This window comes from Bacillus mesophilus (assembly GCF_011008845.1).
Lineage (GTDB): Bacteria > Bacillota > Bacilli > Bacillales > SA4 > Bacillus_BS > Bacillus_BS mesophilus.
The window spans coordinates 224,754-245,334 of the sequence record NZ_JAAIWM010000002.1 but is presented as its reverse complement, the minus strand read 5'-3'; the positions used below and the strand labels follow the sequence as shown (position 1 = coordinate 245,334).

The window sequence follows — 20,581 nt, the reverse complement described above, 5'->3', positions numbered from 1 at the left end:
AAAGATTTTATTTTCTTGAAACTTTTTTTGTTCATCAATTCCACTAATATGTGAAGGGAGAGAAAAAGATGGAAACCGAAACACACATATTAGTTAAAAAGGCAATTAAAGGTAACAAAAATGCCTTTGAAAAATTGGTTCAACATCACTATGAAAGAATTTACCGGACTGCTTACCTATATGTACATAACGAAGAAGACGCGTTGGATGTGGTTCAGGAAGCAACCTATCAGGCCTATACTTCTATCCGTTCGTTGAAAAACCCAAAATACTTTACGACCTGGCTCACTAGAATTGTAATTCGATGTTCGGGAAAAGTGATAAAGAAAAGAGATAAGGTTGTTCCACTGACGGATGAACTTTTGTCTAACTTGCCGGATGAGACACATTCATACACTGAAGAATCTTCACAACTTCTAAATGCAATTCAGCAACTTAGACTAAACTATCGTACTGCCATTATTTTATTCTACTATTACGATTACTCGATTAAAACGATTAGCAGCGTAATGGAAATCCCGGAGAATACCGTGAAAACGTATTTAAGCAGAGGGAAAGCGGAATTGAAAAAGGTTTATAAAAGTGAGGAGGACACATGCCATGGATCATAAGGAACTCAATAAAGCGATTGAACAAATTCCTGTACCAAAAGAAAAAGTATTTAGTGCTATTTCTAAAGGGTTAAACAAAGAGGTAAGTCGAGGATATAGAAAGAAAAAGAAGATTCTTTTTGGGGTATCAAGTACAGCTGCTATTCTTTCGATAACTGTTGCCTCCGGCTTTTTTATTCCTACAATGAATAATGTATTGGCTAATGCTCCTTTAATAGGTTCAATCTTCCAAGAATTTAACGATGAAACCGGTATGGAATTATCCTCTCAAAATGCTGTTAAAGAATTAAATCAAGCCATTACTAAAAATGGAGTGACCGTCAAACTGACCAGCGCTTACTTTGATGGAACTAAAGTGTCAATTACAGGATATGTAGACGATGAAGTTGAAACAGGGGGTAACGAAAAAGGCGAAGTAAGCTTTGATGTTAACTTTGAAAATAACAAAGGAGACCATGATCCTTGGTTAAATGGAAAGTCAACGGACATAAGGAAAGTAGCTAATGGTTATAACTTTCAATGGAAAATGGACTATCCTTATAAAACATTTAAGGATGACTTTACTCTCCCTATAACGATTCATAATATAAACGGAATCAAAGGGGAATGGAATTTCGATATTCCTATTCAACAAGATCAGAACCATACACTTGCTATTAAACAAGAGCAAAGTTACCCGGACCAGGAGATCCAAATTACTATTAAAGAGATTCTTACCGCAAAAGCATCGTCTTCTCTTGTGTATGAGACCGTGAAGAAATACAAGGGAGATAACATTCAGATTTCAAAAGCTGTTGATAATAAAGGGAATGTGTATAGATTTGGAAACCAAACGGTTTTAGAGGATTCAGAGCTAGATGAAAGAAATCATAGTACTATTCGGACAGAAATGACTAAGCTTGATTCAAACATTACTTCCCTTACATTTTATCCTCAACTAAATGTAGCAGACCCTAAAGTAGAGCAGCTCATGGATAAGAAGTCATTTACTTTAAAAAGTGAGCGCCTTAATTTAGAGCTGCGGATAAATGATCTTATACAAAATGGCAATAAATTGATAATAGATTATCAGCTTATAGGGCTCCCGAAAAACTTGAGTAAACATAGACTAGATATTATTAATAACAACTTAGAATACGCTTTTTGGTTGGTAGATAAGGAATATATAACAAAAATTGATCCGGAAAATCCTTGGCCTCCTAAAAATCACGGTGTTCCATTTAATAAAGTAAAGATGATTGATCATGCAGCAGCACATTTCCAATCTACTTTCGAACTGAATGGAGAAGAAAAAATAAAGAATTTTAAGTTGGAAAATACAATGTTACAGTTCGATTTTTCATCTCTTGTCCCATCGGAAGATCTAAAACCATTTACTGTTATACTTCCATCGGTGGAAGAATGAATTTAAGGAAACAAACGGTTAAAGTGGAGTTCAAACCTATTTAGTATGAATGAGGATAACTGTATTAGTCACAGTAAAATAACACAGTTAAGAGGATGGTACTGAATTAGCCTGGATCGTACCACTCATCACAAAGTATGAAGAAAACAAATAAGGTATTTACAATATTTTGGAAAATAGTTACAATTAGGAAAATATAAATTCAATGATGAGGAAAGTAGTTCTAAGTAGGATTTCGTAGCGATTTAGGGTTGGTGAAAGCCTAAAATATCCTTTAGAATGAAACGCACCTCTAAGAAATGCACCTGAACTAACAGTAGGGTTCGTCGGGAATTCTCCCGTTATCAAAAGGAGCAGACCGAATATTGGTCTAGTAGAGTGGTACCGCGGGTTAATCTCGTCTCTTAATATGAGACGAGATTTTTTATTTGTAAAAAAAGGGAGAGGGGTTTATGAATAATGTATCACCAACGATTAAAGGTAAGAAGGTCTCATTAACTTAAAATCAAAAATTCCAGGAGGTTGTAATATGGTTTTTACAATTCGCAAGATGAAGCTAGAAGATATAAAACAAGTACAAGATGTAGCAAAAACTTCATGGAACTCAACTTACGCAGGAATAATCCCCAGTGAAATACAAGAACAGTTTTTGAGATTTGCATACAATGAAGAACAGATGAAACAACGTTTAGAAAGATCTTTTTTATTCGTCGCAGAAGTCGAAAGTGAAGTTGTTGGCTTTGCAAACTTTTCTAAAGTAAAAGAAAATGGAACAGCTGAGCTAGGTGCTATTTACCTCTACCCTGAATATCAAAATAAAGGGATTGGTTCAGCATTGTTACAGGAAGGGATTAAAGAATTAAAAGGTGTAAAAGAGATTTATATAAACGTAGAAAGAGATAATAATATAGGTAAAACCTTTTACGAGGCTAAAGGTTTTATGGTTGTGAAAGAGTTTGATGATGATTTTGAAGGACATATATTAAAAACAGTTCGAATGGTTCTCCAACTACAAAATTAGTACATCGATGTTTATGAAGTGAGAGAATAGTGGGTCCGCTATACAAATAAATAATGTTTATTAAAGTATTTCTTTTGAAAAGAAATACTTTTTTTAGTTGATAAATATATAAACAACAATAATGTAGTAAATTTCATTAACTATTTATTGTAAAACAATAAAAAATATATTAAAATCAATTTATCAATAATCTATGTGAGGTGCTTTATGATGAAACGAGGTTCAACATTGTTTTTAAAAATAGCTGTGTTTCTAATTGGAACTCCAGTTCTTGCTTTGGGCATATTTGGATTGACCTTGCTACTAAGAAATCCAGCTAACCCTGATTATGACCAAATCCTTTATCCCATTGTTATTGGTATGTATGTATCAGTGATTCCCTTTTTTACTGCACTGTACCAAGCTTTTAAACTTTTGAGCTATATTGACAGTAACGAAGCTTTCTCTGAACGATCTGTTAGATCACTCAAAGTTATCAAGTTATGTGCAATAACAATCAGTGGAGTGTACGTAGTGATTATACCGTTTGTTTTTCTAGTAGCTGAATTAGATGATGCACCAGGTCTAGTTTTAGTTGGTGGGATCCCTATATTTGGGTCATTGGTAATTGCAGTGTTTGCAGCTGTTCTACAAAAACTTTTACAAGACGCAATTAACATAAAATCTGAAAATGATTTAACAGTCTGAGGTGAAATACAATGGCAATTATCATTAATATTGATGTCATGTTGGCAAAGCGGAAAATGAGTGTGACCGAGCTTTCGGAAAGGGTTGGAATCACAATGGCAAACCTTTCTATATTAAAAAATGGAAAGGCAAAAGCCATTCGATTATCAACGTTAGAGGCAATTTGTAAGGCTTTAGATTGTCAGCCTGGCGATCTTCTAGAATACAGAAGTGATGAAGAGATATAAGGCATTCATCATAAGGTCCATATGTTCATTTCAATTACTTCTCTCTTTAATTCTTCTGTGTATCTATTTTTGCCCATTAGAAAAACACCTCCGAATTTCGTTAATGTTAATTACGACTTTTGGGGTGCTTTTTCCTATGTCTCACTTATCTGGGTCTCTTCAAAAACTCTTTGTGTTTTTTTGTGATTAACTTACAATTTGCCATGTTATTATTTAGCTTTTTATTCGCAATATTATCAAAGTTATCTGAGCGATCCACAAACATTTTATTTATAGAAAATTACTTTTTGCTGTTTGGAAGACTGATAAGCACATTCAATCAAACGGGTTAGTTGGATCGCACACTCTAAGTTGTAAAAGGGTAGGGACGTTTCGGATTCAGATGTTTGGTTATTTTTGTGAGTAATAAAAGGTCATCATGCTGTTTCATTTTGCTATCAAAGAGTTTGATTGGATAAATGGAAGAGCTTTGTTTTATTTAATAAAAGGAAAATCACAAGTAATAATAGAATAATTATTTTAGAATTACTTTTATGAATCAGGTGGTTATTTGAAAGAGACAATTCCTAGAAGAATACATATTATTGGCTCAGTTGGAAGTGGTAAAACAACTCTAGCTAAAGAAATATCTTTAAGGTTAAATATACCTTATTACGAATTAGACAATGTAGTCTGGATTAGAAGCAAGTCTGGAGATGTAAGAAGAACTGAACTAGAAAGAGAAGATTATTTAAAAAGTATAATTCAATCTGAAAGCTGGATCATTGAAGGGGTACATAATGAGGATTGGGTAAGCAATAGTTTTCATAATGCAGATCTCATTATCTTTTTAGATACAAAGTATTCTATAAGAACATATCGAATAATAAAGAGGTTTCTAAAACAAAAACTTGGAATAGAGAATTCTAACTACACACCAACATTAGAAATTTTTCTGAAAATGTTTAAATGGAACCGATATTTTGAAGAGGTAGGTAAGGTTAACTTTTTTAAAAAATATGGAAAATATAAAGATAAAATAGAGGTTGTTTACGACACAAAGAATTTTGAGAACCGATTTTATTAGAGAGTGCGATGGTCCAACTGGATTTACGCACTTTCTTATTGGAATACTGGTGGGGGAACAATGAATCCTATAGTAAATCAACTTGTAAATGATTCCTTTTTAGAATATAGAGTAAGACATTTAATCTACTATAGTGTGCTTGAGGTAAAAGGAATTTCAAATTCAATGAGGCATTATAGTTTTAACTCCGCTAATTTCTTTTGTTTCGTCAATTTTGGTAAATATAGAAAAACAGCATCTTAGTTTTATGATTTTCGAAAAAGAAGCTACAAAAAGTTGATGAGCATTTACAGCTCTTTTGTTGAGATATAGATTGGTTACTAGCCTAAAAGACAGGAGTATAGTTAAAGTGAATACAGTTAATCAAGCAAACTTTGATGAATTAGACTCAATAGTAAACATAGACAACGAGGTTAATGGTAACACAAGTAGACGAGGCTTAATTAGTAAATCTATTGAGCTAGGACAATGTTTAGTAGTGAAAGAGAACGATGTAATCGTAGGTTTTTTAATTTACGACACTTGTTTTTTTAACTGTACGTTTATCTCGCTAATTATTGTGTCACCTTCCAAAAGGAGAAAAGGATATGCATCTTTATTATTAGATTATCTTATGAGCATTGCTCCAACAAATAAGGTCTTCTCCTCTACTAATCTTTCTAATTTTAGTATGCAAGTAGTATTTGATAGGAACTGATTTATAGAAAGTGGAATAGTTAACAACTTAGATGAAGGAGATCCTGAGCTAATCTACTTCAAACTTAAATCTTAGTTCTGTTACAAAGATTAAGCATAATCATTTTCTTTCACTAAAATAAAATGTAGTTTGATATTATATCGAAGGGAATGAGTTAGTGAGTAGGGACAATGAAGAAAAAATGCGCAGAAAAGAGTTGGAGAACAATCCTATGGGTGCATTTTCTGATGCTGTTAATCGTTCTATGGTTGGAGAACCTTTAGCATTAGTAAAAGGTAGCTGTCTCACGAAAATCTTTACGATCGTACTAATTATCTTAGGATTTATCATTCTATCACAATGTTCTTTTTAAAATAACGAGGTTAGTACACCTCAAATTATAAAAGTTTGAAACTTCGCACGCTCCTTAAATCAAAGGGCAGGTTTATTAAGATGTTTTTGGGTAAGAAGAGTAAAAGGAGTGGTAAAGGTGTATTTGTTATTATCAATGTTCTTAACTGGTATTCTGGGGTTTATACTACTAATGATGGGGCCACTCGTAGGTGGTTTAATAGCCTTCGCTCTTATAGGAGGTTGCATCTTCCGGGGTCTATACTTACTTCAAGATTTGCATAAAAGATTAGAAGAAATCGCTCCAAAACGAGATAAAGTTCAAAAGGCGATCGATAATTATCTGATGGAAAAAGAGAATAAATAACATGATTGTATAGTAGTGATATTTCGCTTATAGGTACTAATCTAGGAAGGATTAGTGCCTATTTTATTGAATACTTAGAAGTATTAGATACTAAGGGACTAGTAGGCTATGAAGTTCATTTTCTTAATATGAAGGAATAAATTTGTAATAAAATGGAGTCTATTCAATCTTTTATAAAGGGTGTGATTCGATGCATATTCGAAGAGCCGAAATCGAGGATGCTAAAGGAATAGCAAGAGTACACGTTGATAGTTGGAGAACTACGTATAAAAATATTATTCCCGATGAATTCTTAAGCAGTCTATCATATGAACAAAGAACAGACTTATGGCAACGGAACATTTCTAAGGGGAATAACTTTGTTTTCGTAGCTGAAAATACTAATGGAGAAATTGTTGGGTTTGCCGATTGTGGAAGAAGAGAGAATAATGACGTTTACAACTCTGGTGACTTAACATCTATATATCTATTGGAAGAATTTCAAGGTCAAGGGATTGGGAAAAGGCTAATGAAACAGCTGTTTCTCCAATTTCAAGAATTGGACTATGAAAAGGTTTTTGTTGAAGTAATAGAAGATAACAAAACTCGCTCCTTCTATGAGTATTACGGTGCAAAGTTGCTTAGATCAGAGAGGATTAAAATTGCAGGTACTGAATTAGAACTTCTAATATATCAATGGGATAACGCTAAAGAGGTAGTTATCTAAATCTGTGTATCTATATAATAAAATGAATTAACGAGTGTTTAATACATTGAAGTGCGCACCATTTATGAAATGGTTAATGTCATCCATAGAACGTTCAAAGGGGAAGTGGATCTGGTGATAATACTGGGTATAACCTTAATAACTATAGGTCTAACTATGATTGTTAACCCTTCACTGATATGGTTAATTACTGAAAGTTGGAAAAGTGATGGGACTGAACCGTCTACTCTTTATAAATGGTCAACTCGTTTTGGAGGAGTAATGGTCACTCTTGCAGGAATTGGAGGAGTCATTGTTTACTTCCTATCATGAGATTAACAAAGGCGCTAGAAAGAAGAGTGGATGAATTAGAGAAAAAAATTTAGGTGTATCTTCTTCAACTCGAGATTTCACTTCTCTCCCTCATGGTACTTTAACGTTTGAAAATAATAAAAAGAACATAGTGTTAGGTGTTGTATTTCCAATAGGAAATGTTGTGACTAGATATTGGGATATTAAAACGGAAATTAATTGGGAATCTGAATCCACGAAATAACGAACTCTCTATTTAGCTAAAGGCTTTGGTTCTAAAACTTTTAATTGTGTTAATAGTCATCGCTTAAAATTAATATTAGGAGGTATTAGATGGATTTCACTTTGTGTATTAAAAGAAGCTTAATCCTACTACTCTTAAGTGCCTTCTTAGTTGGTTGCTCATCTAACCAATCAAAGCAAATACCTCCTAATCTAACAGGCTATATTCTAGAGGTGGAAGACAATAAGCTATTGGTGGCAGAACATATTTCGTTTGAAGAATATAATCAAATTAAAAACATTCCTAATGTTAAGCTGATAGAAGAAGGGAAACTAAATTTATTATATATAACTTATACTGATGTCAAAAATCTTAAAAAAGGAAATGAAATAGAAATTTGGGTAGAGTACGGTGAGGTTGGAACTAGTTATCCAGGAAGTGCCATAGCGAATAGGGTTGAAATAATAGAATAAGATCTTTAGCTAAGAGGAAGGTAAATATTAGTCTACATTCGAAAATCTACCCAGTCTACTAGTCTTACAAATTTAATAGTAAGGCTATTTTATTAGTTTATTGGAAACCCCAATATTCTAAGGAGGTTGCTATGACTACAAACATTTGCGACATGCTCATTCTACATATACATCAGAGGAACTGAAGAGACCATTATCAGTAAAGGGATCAAAAGATGCTATCAAGGTTAAAGAGCTATTACTAAAGGAGAACATTGAACACGTTATTTCAAGTCCATATTTAAGAGCTATTCAGACAGTTGAAGGTTTAGCAAATACTCTAGGAGAAGAGATTCATATTATGAATGATTTTAGAGAAAGGAAACTAACGGAAGGGTTTGCAATTAATTTTGAAGAAGCGATTAGAACAGTTTGGGACAACCCTCTTTTCTCTTGGGAAGGTGGTGAATCAAACAAGGTTGCACAACATCGAGGGATAAGGGGAATGGAAATAGTCTTGGAACAATACAAAAACAAAAATGTCGCAATAGGGACACACGGAAATATTATGGTTCTCACCATGAATTACTTTGATCAACAATATGATTTTGAATTTTGGGAAAAGCTCGCAATGCCTGATATCTATAAACTATCTTTTAGAGACAAAAAACTGGTTGACTGTAACAGACTTTGGAAAGATTATGAGTGAATTAACGGGTGAGGATATTTATAGATATGAGTCTGGTTATGATCTTTTTACTAACCAGTAAAATAAAAAGGCACAACTAGTTCATTCACTAGTTGTGCCTTGAGGGAATGCACCTATGAAGCGTCCCCGTTCTGCTATCTTCTTAATTAATGTCTTGAATAACTTTTTCTAGGAATTCACCCATTCGCTTTACAGCCTGTTCTGAAAAATCAAAATCGACCCCAGTTTCTTCGTAAATAGCTGCGATAGATTGATTGTAGTCAGCACTTGCACCTCTTTTAAAGGATTCGACAGCTTGCTCAGGGTTTTTCTGATAATTCTCAAGTAATTGAAGAGAACCAAGCATTGAGATGGAATATTCAATATTATAGAAAGGCACCTGGAAATAATGAAGGGTACCTGCCCAGCTCATCCCAACTTCGGCCTCAAGCCCAGAAGTATCGACAGGACTTAAGCCATAACGTTTTGCGATTTCAAAGTATTTTTCATCACGCTCCTTGGCAGTGTGTGTAGGATTCGTATACATCCAGTGCTGGAAGAGATCACCTGACAGTGGACCGTATAACATGGTAAATGCTCGTCTTAGCTCTTCACGCTGTGCGCTCTTAAAATCCTCTTCTTCTGGATAAAAACGATCCAGCTTATCTAATAAGAGTAATTCCATTCCATGAGAATACAGTTCAGCAACTTCCATTCGTTGTTGGTAATCTTCAGTAGGACCGTTCTCGGAAAACTGAAGGTATCCATTCACCGCATGGCCCATTTCATGTATTAATGCAATCAGTGAGAAAAAGGATGGACTAAAGTTTGCAAAAACAAACGTATCTCCTGAAACAGGTAAAGAGGTACAGAAACCACCTGGACTTTTCCCTTTTCTATCTCCAAGATCTAGTAACCCATTCTCTCTCATATAATCGAAGCGGTCTGCAAAATATGGATCAGTCTTCCCTAACATCTCAGAAACGCCATCCATAAGAGTAGACACCTCAGAATACGGTGGGTTTTTCATCAATTTAGCAGTGTTATCCCAAGGGCGATACGTATCGACACCAAGCTTGGACTTAAATACTTCTGCAAGTCGATTCCAGGCAGGGATAATATGTTTCTCCACATTTTCATGAAAATCATAACAATCTTGAACACTATACTCACGATTTTTTTCCACGAACATATAATCTCGATAGTTTTCAAAGCCTGCATTCAAAGCGATTTGATGACGAAGTTGAACGAGTTCGTCCATGATTGCATCCATATCGGACTTAATTTGACGATGGGCTGACATCATCGCGTGATAAGCTTTTTCGCGGATAGCTCTATCTAGATGGTCTAGTTGGGATTGAATATACGGAAAAGGCTTTTCCTCCCCATCCCATTCAACTGTTAACCCTCCCATAATTTCACTGTATTTAGTACAAAGCTCTTGTTCTCTTACCATTAATGGAATGTTTTCTTCTCTGAACAATTTAACCTTGGATTCGCGAACACGTCGCATTAAGCCATAGCGTTTTTCATCTAATTGATTTAAGTAAGGAGATTCACAGACTTTCTCGTTAAGTTTCGCTTCATATTTCATTAAGAGTGGTTGGATGACTTGCTGATCATGAAGATAAGTTGACTTGATTTCAGGATCCTCTGTGTTTCGGTAGAAGTCGACTAGGTGACCTGTTGTCGCCTCTTTAATTTGAATCATTAAATTATGTTCGTCTTTTAACCATTTTTCAAGGTCAGAAACGGATTCTATCGCAACATCAAGTAAACTTTGAATTTGAGTTTCTATTCCTTTTACATCTTTTAAATCAATTAATTCTTTATAATAATTTTGGCCTAAATCTTGTGTCATGGATAACTCTCCCTCATTTTTAAAATTATCTCAATATTATATTATCGAATTCTAGTAGTTAAATCTAGCAATATCATAAAAGGTGGAGCAATAGAGGTGTTGGTGAACAAGCACATTTATTGTAAAGTAGGAGAAAATAGAGATTAGTAGAGTGATTGAAACTGTAAAGGAAGACGGTGAGATTATTCTAGTAAAATATGAATCAGATGAGTATCAAGTCCTTAAACCCTAAGCATTATAAGGAATTAATATAACTGGCTTGGTCCTTAAACTTGTTTCTGAAGTTTCCACGGAAATTTCAGCCAAACGTAAAAGGGAAGAGTATCGGGCAATTAAACTTGTGCCCTTTATCAACTAAATCAGCTTTATAAATAATTGTAAAGAAGTGTACTTGATATAGCGGGTGCAATGTTAAAATATTTATGGGTACTAATCATGCAGGAAGTACCCATTTTATCTAAAGTAAAAGGAGCGTAAAGGTAATTAAATGATACGGACATATAGATTAGATGATAAAGATTACATAATTAATGCTCACTATGATTTATACAATATAGAATTTGGTTACGATTTATCTTTTCGAGATTTTATTGAAGAAAGTGTTAGTGGATTTATTCAGAGGAAAAATACTGAAGAAACCATTTTTATTTTAGAAATTAACGATAGAAAATGTGGCTCTATAAGTATTAAAAAGTTCAATGATGATACTGCTCAACTAGGGTTATTTCTGGTTGAACCCAATATGCGAGGAACTGGATATGGACAAATGTTAGTCACAGAGGCCATTACCTTTTGCAAAGAAAAAGGATTTAAAAGGATTATTTTATGGACTAATAGTGAATTAAAATCTGCAAGGCGGATTTATGAGAGAGTAGGGTTTGTATTGAAGGAAACTAAAACTCAGTTTCTTTCGAATAAAGAATTACTTGAAGAGAAATGGGAGTTATTGTTAGTGCATAATTGATATGTCTACAATGTTCTTATTTTAGTAACGAAAAAGTATAGTTTGATAAGAGGATTGTAGTAACGTAAGATGCATGAATTCAGAAGGATTCATGCATCTTTTTGTTGAAATAAGATTCAAAGATTGAAAGGTGGTTAATATGTGATAAAAGCTAAAGCATTGAAGCAAGGAGATCATATTGGCATTATAACTCCTTCAGCTGCTGCACCAGTTAGATTTAATGAAAGATATAATAGAGGGTTAGATCAATTAAGAATAATGGGGTTTCATATTATTGAAGGGAAATGTTCAAATAAAATCCAGGCATATAGATCTTCTACAATAAAAGACCGCTCAGAAGAAATAAATGAATTCATCTATAACAAAGACGTAAAGGCCGTTATTAGTACGATTGGTGGTACTAACTCGAACTCATTATTACCTTACATAGATTATGAGTATTTGAAGAAAAATCCTAAAATCTTTATGGGTTATAGCGATGTAACAGCTTTACTTTTAGGTATTTATGCGAAAACAAACGTAACAACCTTTTATGGACCTGCCATTGTACCATCCTTTGGAGAATTCCCAAGGATGCTTCCAACAGGAAAAGAATACTTTGAGAACGTTGTCCAACGAAAGAAAAAGGCACCTTATACATTAGAGATACCAGACGTTTGGACAGAAGAGATGATTGATTGGAATACACAATCTAGAGAGAAACAGATGGTTAAAAATGAGGGGTGGAAGTCTTTAAGACCTGGTTGTGTGAAAGGTAGACTAATAGGTGGAAACTTAAATACCATGTCAGGATTCTTGGCATCTGATTATTTTCCAGATTTAAAAGGATCCATATTGTTTATTGAAGACTCATTTAAGGATATGGCTATTCAAGAGCGTTCGTTAAGCATGTTAAAAGTAGCTGGTATTTTTGATGAAATAGAAGGATTAATTGTAGGAAAACACGAACATTTTAATGACTTAGATTCACCGTTTTCTATTGATGAACTGTTACTGGAGATCATCGGAGATACAGACATTCCAATTATCACTAACGTAGATATTGGTCACACATTCCCATCACATGTTTTTCCAATAGGTATAGAAATAGAATTAAATGCAACAACTGGTACTATTACTTTTCTAGAAGATGGGGTAGAAGAATAAACTAAGTTAAAACGTCAAATATAAGTCGATTAATCCATGAAGGATTGTTTTTTATTATTGATGTAAGGAGAAGGGGTGTTATATGAACAAAGGCAATATAAAAGGGAAAAATAAGAGCATTGCAATTAAGTCAGTACTTTTATGTTTCATCTTACTCATTTTACTAATAACGATTATGATATTTACGGTTCCACCGGACGAGCAGATTGAAAGCTGGATTATGCAAAAGTACAGCATTGTCAATTGTGATTATAAAGGCGAATGCATGAAAGACAACGAGAAAATAAGTTTTAGTTCTTCTCATATTCGAGATACAGGTATATTTACTTCATATGAAATAATCTATGAGCGTGATAATGGTCAAATGATCATAATCAGAACTCTTGGTATTTTAGGTACAATCTATGAATTGAATGATGATTTTATATGGGAGATCGTAAACTAAGTTCCTCCTTTTAGAAGGGTGTTTGTCATAAAGGATAAGTGAATGAAATAATTGGGGGATAAGCAATTGACACATAAGCTCGCAGCTGGGGTAGTCGTAATAAAAGACAATAAGGTGCTATTAGTTAAACAAAAAAGTGGCTGGGGTTTACCCAAAGGTTCAACTGAAGCAGGAGAATTTTTTTATGAAGCGGCATCTAGAGAGTGTCTTGAAGAAACGGGATTAGAGATAGTAATTGGGGATGTTGCATTTATCATTGAATTTCGATCCAAACAGTATGGTCAATATTTACAAGTTTATTATTCTGCTAAGGTTTCCGAGTCTCCCCAATTTCAGATAAATGATCCTGATGATGACATAATTGAGGTGAAATTTGTTTCTATAACTGAGCTTCGTGAGTATATAAGATTCTTACCCTGGATCGTCTCTTTGGAAAAATGGGTAGAAAACCAGACAATGAGTTATTTTAATTATGACTTAGATAAAGAAGGTTATGAGTTAATTGATAAAGATAGAACAAGCTTACATAAATGAGGATAAACTCGAGTAATTCTATTTTATTAACTAAAGGAGGAATTTTATATGTCAAGAAAGGCTTATAGTGCCGATGGAGCTGTTTCTGTTGGTCCTTACTCACATGCAGTTCAAGCAGGGGATTTACTATTTCTATCTGGACAAACTCCAATTGATACAGAGACTGGTAGGCTTATAGAAGGTGATATTGTTGAACAAGCAAATCAATGTTTTAAAAACCTTTTCAATGTACTGGAAGCAGCAGGTTTAACTTCTGATCATGTTGAAAAAGTGAATGTATTCTTAACAGATATGAATAATTTCACCGCTATGAATGAAGTATATGCTAAGCAATTTTCCGAGCCATATCCTGCTCGTACAACTATAGGTGTGGCATCCCTACCTCTTGGTGCACAGATTGAAATCGAATTGATAGCTAGGAGGAGATAAATACAAAAATATAAGATAACCATTGACCCTGTGGTGTGCCACAGGGTTTATTATCATTATTATAGGGTGAGGGTTATGTACAAGATAAGTGAGTTTGCCGAAATGACGGGACTAAGTAAAGAAACATTACGATATTATGCAGAAGTGAAATTACTAGAACCAGCCTTCATAGATCCGAATAACAACTACCGATACTATGATGATGGGAGTTACTTTCTTGCGATCCTTTTGGTTCAATTGAGAAAATTCAGATTTACTATTCAAGAGATGATTTCAGTAATGGAGGACAAGTCATTTACGCATTTAGAAGACTTGTTAAAGCAAAAAAAGAAAATAATACAGATGCAAATTAAGGAACTTCGACTTCAAGTTAAAGAGATTGATGAGTTTCTAGCATCAGGTAAGGAGGAGAGTTAGTGATGCAATGGAAAGAAGAGATTACTATAGACGCTAATATTGAAAAAGTTTGGGAACTTTTCGCGGATCAAAATATTAAAAAAATCATGCCTAAAATAGAAGAGCATCATTTAATTGAAAAGCGAGAAGGGGAAGTAGGAGCAAAGCATCAGCAAAAGTATCGTGAAGGTAAACGTGTTGAAACCTATATTGTCGAAACATTAGCGTACGAAGATAGTGAAATCCAAAAGAACAAGAAAATTAAGTTTGTGTTAGGAAAAGCATTTGAAATTACCCTTACCTTTACTTTGTTTAAAATTGATGAGTCTCAAACAAAATTTATTTATGAAGGTCAAAATAGAGGAGTAAACTTTGTTGGCAGAGCGATGTTGAAACTAGGAAGTGAAAGAAGCAATAATTTGGTGATCCAAGAATTTATGCAAAAGGTTAGACAAGAAGCCATTAAATCTTAGTAAGAAGCAAGTGGTTATTCATTAAGCTGCTGTGGTTCTTTGGGTTAAGGGCTACATAAGTATCGTAACCACGGTTGAGCATTAGTCCAAGGAGGATTAATGCTTTTATTTGTTGAATTAATTATCTATGTACGATTGAAGAGGTGATTATATGATTTTTGTAATATTAAGTTGTTTATCAGCTATAGTTATTTTATATGCAATTATCTCCTATGGTGTTAGTAATGGTATCGATTCATCGAAAAAAATGAAACAACTAGAATCAGATCTAACTGTTATAAAAAATAAATTATCTGAACTCGAAAAATAGACTGAAAATATAAGCTAACAGGAAAGTGTAAGGGACAAACATTGAGAGGGGTCTTTTTATGTATTTTACTGAAAAAGTGCTCGCTTCTGTTATAAGCGCTATTGCTTTTGCCTTTTTTGTAACCAACGCAAATGAATCCGGATATCTAAATGTAGTATTCCTGGTTTCTCTACCTATATTTTTAATAGTTGGGGGTTTTTGTTCTTATGTAATCGAATTTTCTATTTTAGACAAATTAAACACGAAAAGGACATTTTCAAGATACATGCTCTCGGTTATCCTATATGCTTTATTCGGTATAGTAGCACTTGCTGGATTTACATTGGTTCAAGGCAATTTCTTAGATGTTACAATTCAACCGCTTCTATTATTAGGTGTATTACCAGCGTTAATCTATTTTCATTTAAGCTATTTATTGAGATTAACTTTGACTAAATTTGTAATGAGCTGGATTTACAAATGATCATTGTGGAGGTTTGAATGAAGAAAAGAATATCAATCCTTATTCTATTAATGGTAGCATCCTTAATTGAACTGTCTTTAATATATTTTGTTTCAAAAGAATATCACCATTTAAATAATTCCACATTTTTTATCCCATTCCTAGTACTGGTAATAATTTCTTCATTTATGGGCTTTTCTGTCATTGATCATAAAGAAAAATACCATAACTTTAATTTAACTTTGGGACTAGTTATTTTAGTAGTCATTCCCGTCATATTCTTTATTTCTAAACCAGAGTATACATACAAACATGCCCAAGAAATGATTAAGTCTCATTACCAAGTAACAATATCAGAGAGCAATTTTAAAACTATTACAGTGGATGGTAATGAATTTTATTATATAAAAGGTAAAAAGCAGAATTCAGAAGTTTTGTTCTCATTTAATCCTCATACAGGTGAATACACCGAGTTGAAAAAATAATTTGGGGGTGTACTCCAATAAACATTAAGAAGTTGTTAATAGTCTTCATAAGTTTTATAAGTTTAGTTAGCTTCGTTGTATGGTCTTCTTTTCCAAAAGAAATTAATCAAGAAATTGATGGATTCGTATACGGAGTTGGTGAGAAGAGGAATGAAATAAATGAAAGAGTTAGAATAACAATTAAAGGTGGTTTTTATAATAATATATTTAATCAAGATCGTTTTAAAGGAACTATAGATATAAAAGGAGATGTGCCAACAGATATTCTCATCGATAAGGAGAACGTTGAAGTTGTTTTTCTTGAAAGGAACGGTACATTGTTTTTCAGTGATTATTCCAAACCAGCTGATCACAATATCTATGGTAATCTTTATATAAATAAGGATTTGAGTAAACTAAGTATTACTATTTATGAATTAGTTGAGTCAAAAAGAAGTAATCCTTATCATGAATGGGGGCCAGAAGACGGGCTATTAATTTCTGCCCCAGCAACAAACAGAAAAGAAGCATTAAGTATATCAAATGAATTAATTGGGCATTTATTAAAACCGCTAGAATAGTAGGTTAATAGTAAAAATTTATATTTTAGTAATCATTGTAGTTGTTCTAAGTAAAGTAACAGAAGGATGGAACACATCAAAAATATGTTGATCAGGGAGAATTAACCATGAAATGGAAATTAAGAATACCAATGATGCTTTTCATATTTGGGTTAGTTTCAGGAATTTATCAATATAACCCCAATATCATTATCTTTAAAGAAAGCTACATTCTTAACAGCCTACAATATTTAGCGTCAATTGGGATTCCGATATACCTATGTGAGAAAACTGGATTAAATGAAAAAAGAGTACATTTCTCAATAGGCATTATATTAATAATTTTAGGACTTTTAATAGATTATTCTACTATGTAAATTTAAATTTTAATTAAATGCTCTATTTTATTACCAGGTGCGAGCCTTACTCATCGCTACAGGGACAGTAAACATTGTTGATGAAGTAGGCATAAGGTTTGTTTTAATAATAACTAAAATTGACATAGCTATAGGTTATTTATAAAAAAGGGGTAAAGATATGGCATTTCTTATGGTAATTTTTATATTTCCTTTTATTGTACTTCTCGCATCAATTATCGGTTTTCTTTTAGTTAAAAGTTGGTTTGTGATACCCGTATTGACTTTCATTATATTCACCATCTTAACTTTCACAGCTTTTAATGAATCGTTCTTTGGTTGGGCTGTGGCTTATACAATCTTTTCAGTCATAGTCAGTTTAATTATGAAATTAATTAAGCAGTAAATATGCTCATGATCATAGAGAGGTCCTGCTGCCGCTTTATATATTTGGAGTATAACTTGCGGAACATTTTAGAAAAAGTTTTATAATAATAAAAAGGTTTGTACATACTAACCCCAAACATTTTTTTTTGAGGGTGTGATAATGTATGAGAAAATTGATATTCCTAGTAATGTTTACATTAGTATCTATTCCGCAATCGACTGAAGCCAAATCAAGTGGAGAGCCCATTGTGTTTGAGTCTGATGAATGGACACTAACACTAGAAGAAGCTGAAATCAAGAATGAAGAAATGTCTAAAGGTAATGAGAATGCAGATGTTTTTTCTTTGCGAATTGTTAACAATGAGGGTAAAAAACATAATGTGACAGTACATACATTTAGGAAAGAAGAAGGAAAAACCTTTGATTATGGAATGTCTTTGAACCAAACTAAAGGAACAGATGTAAAGCTTGCAAATGAAGAAATTATAAATGTGCAACACTTTCCTGTTGCCAAAAATACAAAGGAATTTACTGTTTCTATTATGTGGCAGAATGAGGCTTCTGACCAGTTCTATAAACAGGACTTTAATGTCCCAGTTAGATTTTATAAAAAAGACTTCAATGTTCCGGTAAGGTAATATAAGAATTTTGTATATACATGCATAAAAAGTGTTGATCCTAATAATCAGGATTAACGCTTTTTTATATGGATAATTGTACTTAGTCAAAGGATAAGGGGAGGAAATTAGAAAAGTACATACTGTGTCTTTTTATAACTTTCAAAATAGTCAATCTTATAATAAAATGTTTTTATATAGAAAGTGGGTGTTAAACCAATTGAAATCTAAACTTCTTCTTATTTTATTAATATTAATCTCAATGTTAATTGCATGTTCTACTGATACTACAGTGGAACAACAGGTTAATCCTTTTGATTCTTCTGGATTATTAGCCCAAAAAAATAATACATTTGCAGTACATACCATAGGTAGCACTGTCATTCATCCCAATGATCTTACCAAGGCCAAAATAAAGAAAGTGATTGATAGTGTAAGCAATCAGTCTTCCTTAGAAAACTTCAAAGAACAACATCCTTCTATTGAAATTACTCAGGAACCTGCATTCTTAGTCTTTGATACTAACAAGTTAGTCCACACATCCTATTCATACGAAGATCTCTTAGCATTTTTACAAAAATAAACTATGGTTTTAATTAGAAAGGAAGGCTTTATCCATATGGGTAAAGTCTTTTTAGAAGCAGTTCTAAACTTTTTGGGACATAGGATTGGGGTGCTCTTACGGGTACAGTGAGTATAATCGCCTAAGTTCCAGTCCTATTTCATTTAAGTGCATTAAAATTGGTCTTTACTTAAATTGTTAACATCTGTAAAATTAAAACAACTTAAACCAATGCTATGAAGAGAAGAGTAAATAAACCAGTTTCTTCCCAGAGAGCTCCGTTTGCTGAAAAGGAGTAAGAATAGGTTATTGAACCAAGACTCTGAGCACTACATCGGAACCAATTGGGGATGCTGTGGCGGGAGCTCCCGTTAAAGAGATAAGGTATGGATTTGTACCTGATAAGATTAATATGGCGACATATTAATAAACTGAGGTGGCAACACGAAGATATGATCTCGTCCTCAAGGCTTAAAAGTCTTGGGGGTGGGATTTTTTTGTTTTAAAGCATTAATGACTAATGAATAAAGACATTGGGGGGATCATGTTGAATCTGAAGAGTAGGCTAGCATTATGGAAATACCCATCAATCTTATTAGTAGGAATCGGATTCTCCAATATCGGTGAGTGGATCTATTTTATTGCCCTGAATTTAATTATATTTGATATGACTGGCTCAGCACTAGCTGTTTCTGGTTTATATATCATTAGGCCATTAGCTACTTTATGTACCAACTTTTGGGCGGGAAGTCTTATAGATCGTTACAACAAACGAAAGCTTATGGTTACACTCGATATAATCAGGGCTTTATTTATAGCTTTATTACCATTCTTTTCAACAATATCTATAATCTATTTACTAGTATTTTTTATCAATATGGGAAGTTCAATGTTTGGTCCAACATCTATGACTTATATAACAAAACTTATTCCACAAGAACAACGGAAACAATTTAACTCTCTTCATAGCTTAATTACATCTGGTGCATTTTTAATGGGCCCAGCAGTAGCAGGGATGTTATTTTTAATTGGAAGTCCACTATTTGCAATCTATATTAATGCAATAGCCTTACTCTTATCAGGTTTAATAACATTAGTTTTGCTGCCTGATATAGAGAAACAATCAAGTGTCTGTTCTTCTAATAATGGAGTATCGTTGAATGTAATTAGAAAGGATGTATTAGAAGTATTTGAGTATACCAGAAGGAACCAATATGTTATATTAATTTACTTATTGTTTAGTGGTGTTATGATCATAATGGCAAGTGCTGTCGATTCTCTTGAAGCAGCTTTTGCTAAGGAAGTCCTTTCTTTATCTGATAGTGAATATGGTTTCTTAGTAACGATTGCTGGAGCAGGTATTGTATTTGGTGCTTTAATCAACTCTTTATTTGTAGAGAAAATTCACACCTCTGTTTTAATAGGTGTTGGAACTCTCGTAGTTTCAATTGGTTATATCATATATGCATTTTCAAGCACATTTATTGTTGCTGCAGTAGGCTTTTTTATTCTTGCCTTTTTTATTGCCTTTTCTAATACTGGTTTTCTAACCTTTTATCAAAACAATATTCCAGTTGACGTAATGGGGAGGATTGGAAGTGTCTATAGTATATTTCAAGCCATTTTAATTATAATAGCAACCAGTATTATTGGGATTTTTGCTCATATGGTTTCCATTCAGATAGCTGTTATTATAGGTGTTTTAGTCATGGTGATATTATCCATCATTTTATGTATGGTTTCACTATTACCTTCAAGAAGTCATATATTCCAATTTGAACCTATAGGAACTAATGGAGCATAGATGCTAGAGATAAAGGGAAAGTGATAATTCAATAAGAATTATAATAAAATTATAAATGGA

29 protein-coding genes, 1 pseudogene and 2 other annotated features are annotated in these 20,581 nt (G+C 33.2%); of the genes and pseudogenes, 29 read left to right on the top strand and 1 reads right to left on the bottom strand.

Annotated elements, in window-relative coordinates; translation table 11 throughout:
• Positions 1–68: 68 nt before the first annotated feature.
• The 14 genes and pseudogenes from G4D63_RS06610 to G4D63_RS06545 all read left to right on the top strand — a co-directional run bounded on the left by G4D63_RS06610 (position 69) and on the right by G4D63_RS06545 (position 8,792).
• Entirely contained in the window at positions 69–611 is a 543-nt protein-coding gene (locus G4D63_RS06610; RefSeq protein ID WP_163178861.1) for a sigma-70 family RNA polymerase sigma factor, read from the top strand.
• A complete protein-coding gene (locus G4D63_RS06605; protein WP_163178860.1) occupies positions 601–2,016 on the top strand; it encodes a DUF4179 domain-containing protein in 1,416 nt (471 codons plus the stop codon). The genes G4D63_RS06610 and G4D63_RS06605 overlap by 11 nt, the downstream gene beginning before the upstream one ends.
• A 196-nt stretch (positions 2,017–2,212) precedes the next feature.
• Positions 2,213–2,424, top strand: a binding site (T-box leader).
• Positions 2,425–2,545: 121 nt separating this feature from the next.
• Positions 2,546–3,037: a GNAT family N-acetyltransferase gene (locus G4D63_RS06600; protein ID WP_163178859.1), complete on the top strand. Its 492-nt coding sequence runs from the start codon at positions 2,546–2,548 to the stop codon at positions 3,035–3,037.
• A gap of 210 nt (positions 3,038–3,247) precedes the next feature.
• A complete protein-coding gene (locus G4D63_RS06595) occupies positions 3,248–3,724 on the top strand; it encodes a DUF2975 domain-containing protein (protein ID WP_163179452.1) in 477 nt (158 codons plus the stop codon).
• Between the two features lie 11 nt (positions 3,725–3,735).
• Positions 3,736–3,951: a helix-turn-helix domain-containing protein gene (locus G4D63_RS06590; RefSeq protein ID WP_163178858.1), complete on the top strand. Its 216-nt coding sequence runs from the start codon at positions 3,736–3,738 to the stop codon at positions 3,949–3,951.
• Between the two features lie 550 nt (positions 3,952–4,501).
• On the top strand, positions 4,502–5,017 hold the full coding sequence (locus G4D63_RS06585) for a P-loop NTPase family protein (RefSeq protein ID WP_163178857.1): 516 nt from the start codon (positions 4,502–4,504) through the stop codon (positions 5,015–5,017).
• Positions 5,018–5,077: 60 nt separating this feature from the next.
• Positions 5,078–5,260, top strand: a complete 183-nt coding sequence (locus tag G4D63_RS22415; protein WP_163178856.1) for a DUF3658 domain-containing protein — start codon at positions 5,078–5,080, stop codon at positions 5,258–5,260.
• A 106-nt stretch (positions 5,261–5,366) separates the two neighbouring features.
• A pseudogene (locus G4D63_RS06575) lies at positions 5,367–5,789 on the top strand (GNAT family N-acetyltransferase).
• A gap of 82 nt (positions 5,790–5,871) precedes the next feature.
• Positions 5,872–6,066, top strand: coding sequence for a DUF6366 family protein (locus G4D63_RS06570; protein WP_163178854.1), 195 nt, complete (start codon positions 5,872–5,874; stop codon positions 6,064–6,066).
• Positions 6,067–6,183: 117 nt separating this feature from the next.
• On the top strand, positions 6,184–6,411 hold the full coding sequence (locus G4D63_RS06565; protein ID WP_163178853.1) for a hypothetical protein: 228 nt from the start codon (positions 6,184–6,186) through the stop codon (positions 6,409–6,411).
• A 190-nt stretch (positions 6,412–6,601) separates the two neighbouring features.
• Positions 6,602–7,117, top strand: coding sequence for a GNAT family N-acetyltransferase (locus G4D63_RS06560; RefSeq protein ID WP_163178852.1), 516 nt, complete (start codon positions 6,602–6,604; stop codon positions 7,115–7,117).
• Positions 7,118–7,231: 114 nt separating this feature from the next.
• Positions 7,232–7,429, top strand: a complete 198-nt coding sequence (locus G4D63_RS06555) for a DUF6199 family natural product biosynthesis protein (RefSeq protein WP_163178851.1) — start codon at positions 7,232–7,234, stop codon at positions 7,427–7,429.
• Between the two features lie 312 nt (positions 7,430–7,741).
• Positions 7,742–8,104, top strand: coding sequence for a DUF3221 domain-containing protein (locus G4D63_RS06550; RefSeq protein ID WP_163178850.1), 363 nt, complete (start codon positions 7,742–7,744; stop codon positions 8,102–8,104).
• A 145-nt stretch (positions 8,105–8,249) separates the two neighbouring features.
• Entirely contained in the window at positions 8,250–8,792 is a 543-nt protein-coding gene (locus G4D63_RS06545; protein WP_163178849.1) for a histidine phosphatase family protein, read from the top strand.
• Between the two features lie 142 nt (positions 8,793–8,934).
• Here the strand turns inward: G4D63_RS06545 and G4D63_RS06540 are convergent, their stop codons facing one another.
• Positions 8,935–10,632 (bottom strand): M3 family oligoendopeptidase, encoded by a 1,698-nt coding sequence (locus tag G4D63_RS06540; protein ID WP_163178848.1) that lies wholly within the window; start codon positions 10,630–10,632, stop codon positions 8,935–8,937.
• Positions 10,633–11,119: 487 nt separating this feature from the next.
• On the opposite strand from G4D63_RS06540, the gene G4D63_RS06535 reads away from it, so the two are divergent.
• The 15 genes from G4D63_RS06535 (at position 11,120) to G4D63_RS06465 (ending at position 20,521) form a co-directional block, all read left to right on the top strand.
• Positions 11,120–11,596 (top strand): GNAT family N-acetyltransferase, encoded by a 477-nt coding sequence (locus tag G4D63_RS06535; protein WP_163178847.1) that lies wholly within the window; start codon positions 11,120–11,122, stop codon positions 11,594–11,596.
• 141 nt (positions 11,597–11,737) lie between these two features.
• Positions 11,738–12,742, top strand: a complete 1,005-nt coding sequence (locus tag G4D63_RS06530; RefSeq protein ID WP_163178846.1) for an LD-carboxypeptidase — start codon at positions 11,738–11,740, stop codon at positions 12,740–12,742.
• A gap of 82 nt (positions 12,743–12,824) precedes the next feature.
• Positions 12,825–13,187, top strand: coding sequence for a hypothetical protein (locus tag G4D63_RS06525; RefSeq protein ID WP_163178845.1), 363 nt, complete (start codon positions 12,825–12,827; stop codon positions 13,185–13,187).
• Between the two features lie 66 nt (positions 13,188–13,253).
• Positions 13,254–13,721, top strand: coding sequence for an NUDIX domain-containing protein (locus G4D63_RS06520; protein ID WP_163178844.1), 468 nt, complete (start codon positions 13,254–13,256; stop codon positions 13,719–13,721).
• A gap of 48 nt (positions 13,722–13,769) precedes the next feature.
• Complete coding sequence (locus G4D63_RS06515; protein WP_163178843.1) at positions 13,770–14,150, top strand: RidA family protein; 381 nt, start codon at positions 13,770–13,772, stop codon at positions 14,148–14,150.
• 75 nt (positions 14,151–14,225) lie between these two features.
• Positions 14,226–14,567 (top strand): MerR family DNA-binding transcriptional regulator, encoded by a 342-nt coding sequence (locus tag G4D63_RS06510; RefSeq protein ID WP_163178842.1) that lies wholly within the window; start codon positions 14,226–14,228, stop codon positions 14,565–14,567.
• Complete coding sequence (locus G4D63_RS06505) at positions 14,567–15,019, top strand: SRPBCC family protein (protein ID WP_163178841.1); 453 nt, start codon at positions 14,567–14,569, stop codon at positions 15,017–15,019. Before G4D63_RS06510 ends, G4D63_RS06505 begins: the two co-directional genes overlap by 1 nt.
• A 368-nt stretch (positions 15,020–15,387) precedes the next feature.
• A complete protein-coding gene (locus G4D63_RS06500) occupies positions 15,388–15,792 on the top strand; it encodes a hypothetical protein (protein ID WP_163178840.1) in 405 nt (134 codons plus the stop codon).
• 17 nt (positions 15,793–15,809) lie between these two features.
• Positions 15,810–16,256 carry a hypothetical protein gene (locus G4D63_RS06495; protein ID WP_163178839.1) on the top strand — a complete coding sequence of 149 codons (447 nt, stop codon included), beginning with the start codon at positions 15,810–15,812 and terminating at the stop codon, positions 16,254–16,256.
• A gap of 32 nt (positions 16,257–16,288) precedes the next feature.
• A complete protein-coding gene (locus G4D63_RS06490) occupies positions 16,289–16,816 on the top strand; it encodes a hypothetical protein (protein WP_163178838.1) in 528 nt (175 codons plus the stop codon).
• Between the two features lie 107 nt (positions 16,817–16,923).
• The gene (locus tag G4D63_RS06485) at positions 16,924–17,172 is read left to right on the top strand and encodes a hypothetical protein (protein WP_163178837.1); all 249 of its coding nucleotides are present in this window, start codon (positions 16,924–16,926) and stop codon (positions 17,170–17,172) included.
• A 160-nt stretch (positions 17,173–17,332) separates the two neighbouring features.
• Positions 17,333–17,557: a DUF2651 family protein gene (locus tag G4D63_RS06480; RefSeq protein WP_163178836.1), complete on the top strand. Its 225-nt coding sequence runs from the start codon at positions 17,333–17,335 to the stop codon at positions 17,555–17,557.
• A 145-nt stretch (positions 17,558–17,702) separates the two neighbouring features.
• On the top strand, positions 17,703–18,176 hold the full coding sequence (locus tag G4D63_RS06475) for a hypothetical protein (protein ID WP_163178835.1): 474 nt from the start codon (positions 17,703–17,705) through the stop codon (positions 18,174–18,176).
• A 199-nt stretch (positions 18,177–18,375) separates the two neighbouring features.
• Positions 18,376–18,738 (top strand): hypothetical protein, encoded by a 363-nt coding sequence (locus G4D63_RS06470; protein WP_163178834.1) that lies wholly within the window; start codon positions 18,376–18,378, stop codon positions 18,736–18,738.
• Positions 18,739–18,944: 206 nt separating this feature from the next.
• Positions 18,945–19,186 (top strand) — a binding site (T-box leader).
• An 84-nt stretch (positions 19,187–19,270) separates the two neighbouring features.
• A complete protein-coding gene (locus tag G4D63_RS06465) occupies positions 19,271–20,521 on the top strand; it encodes an MFS transporter (protein ID WP_420837808.1) in 1,251 nt (416 codons plus the stop codon).
• Positions 20,522–20,581 lie beyond the last annotated feature (60 nt).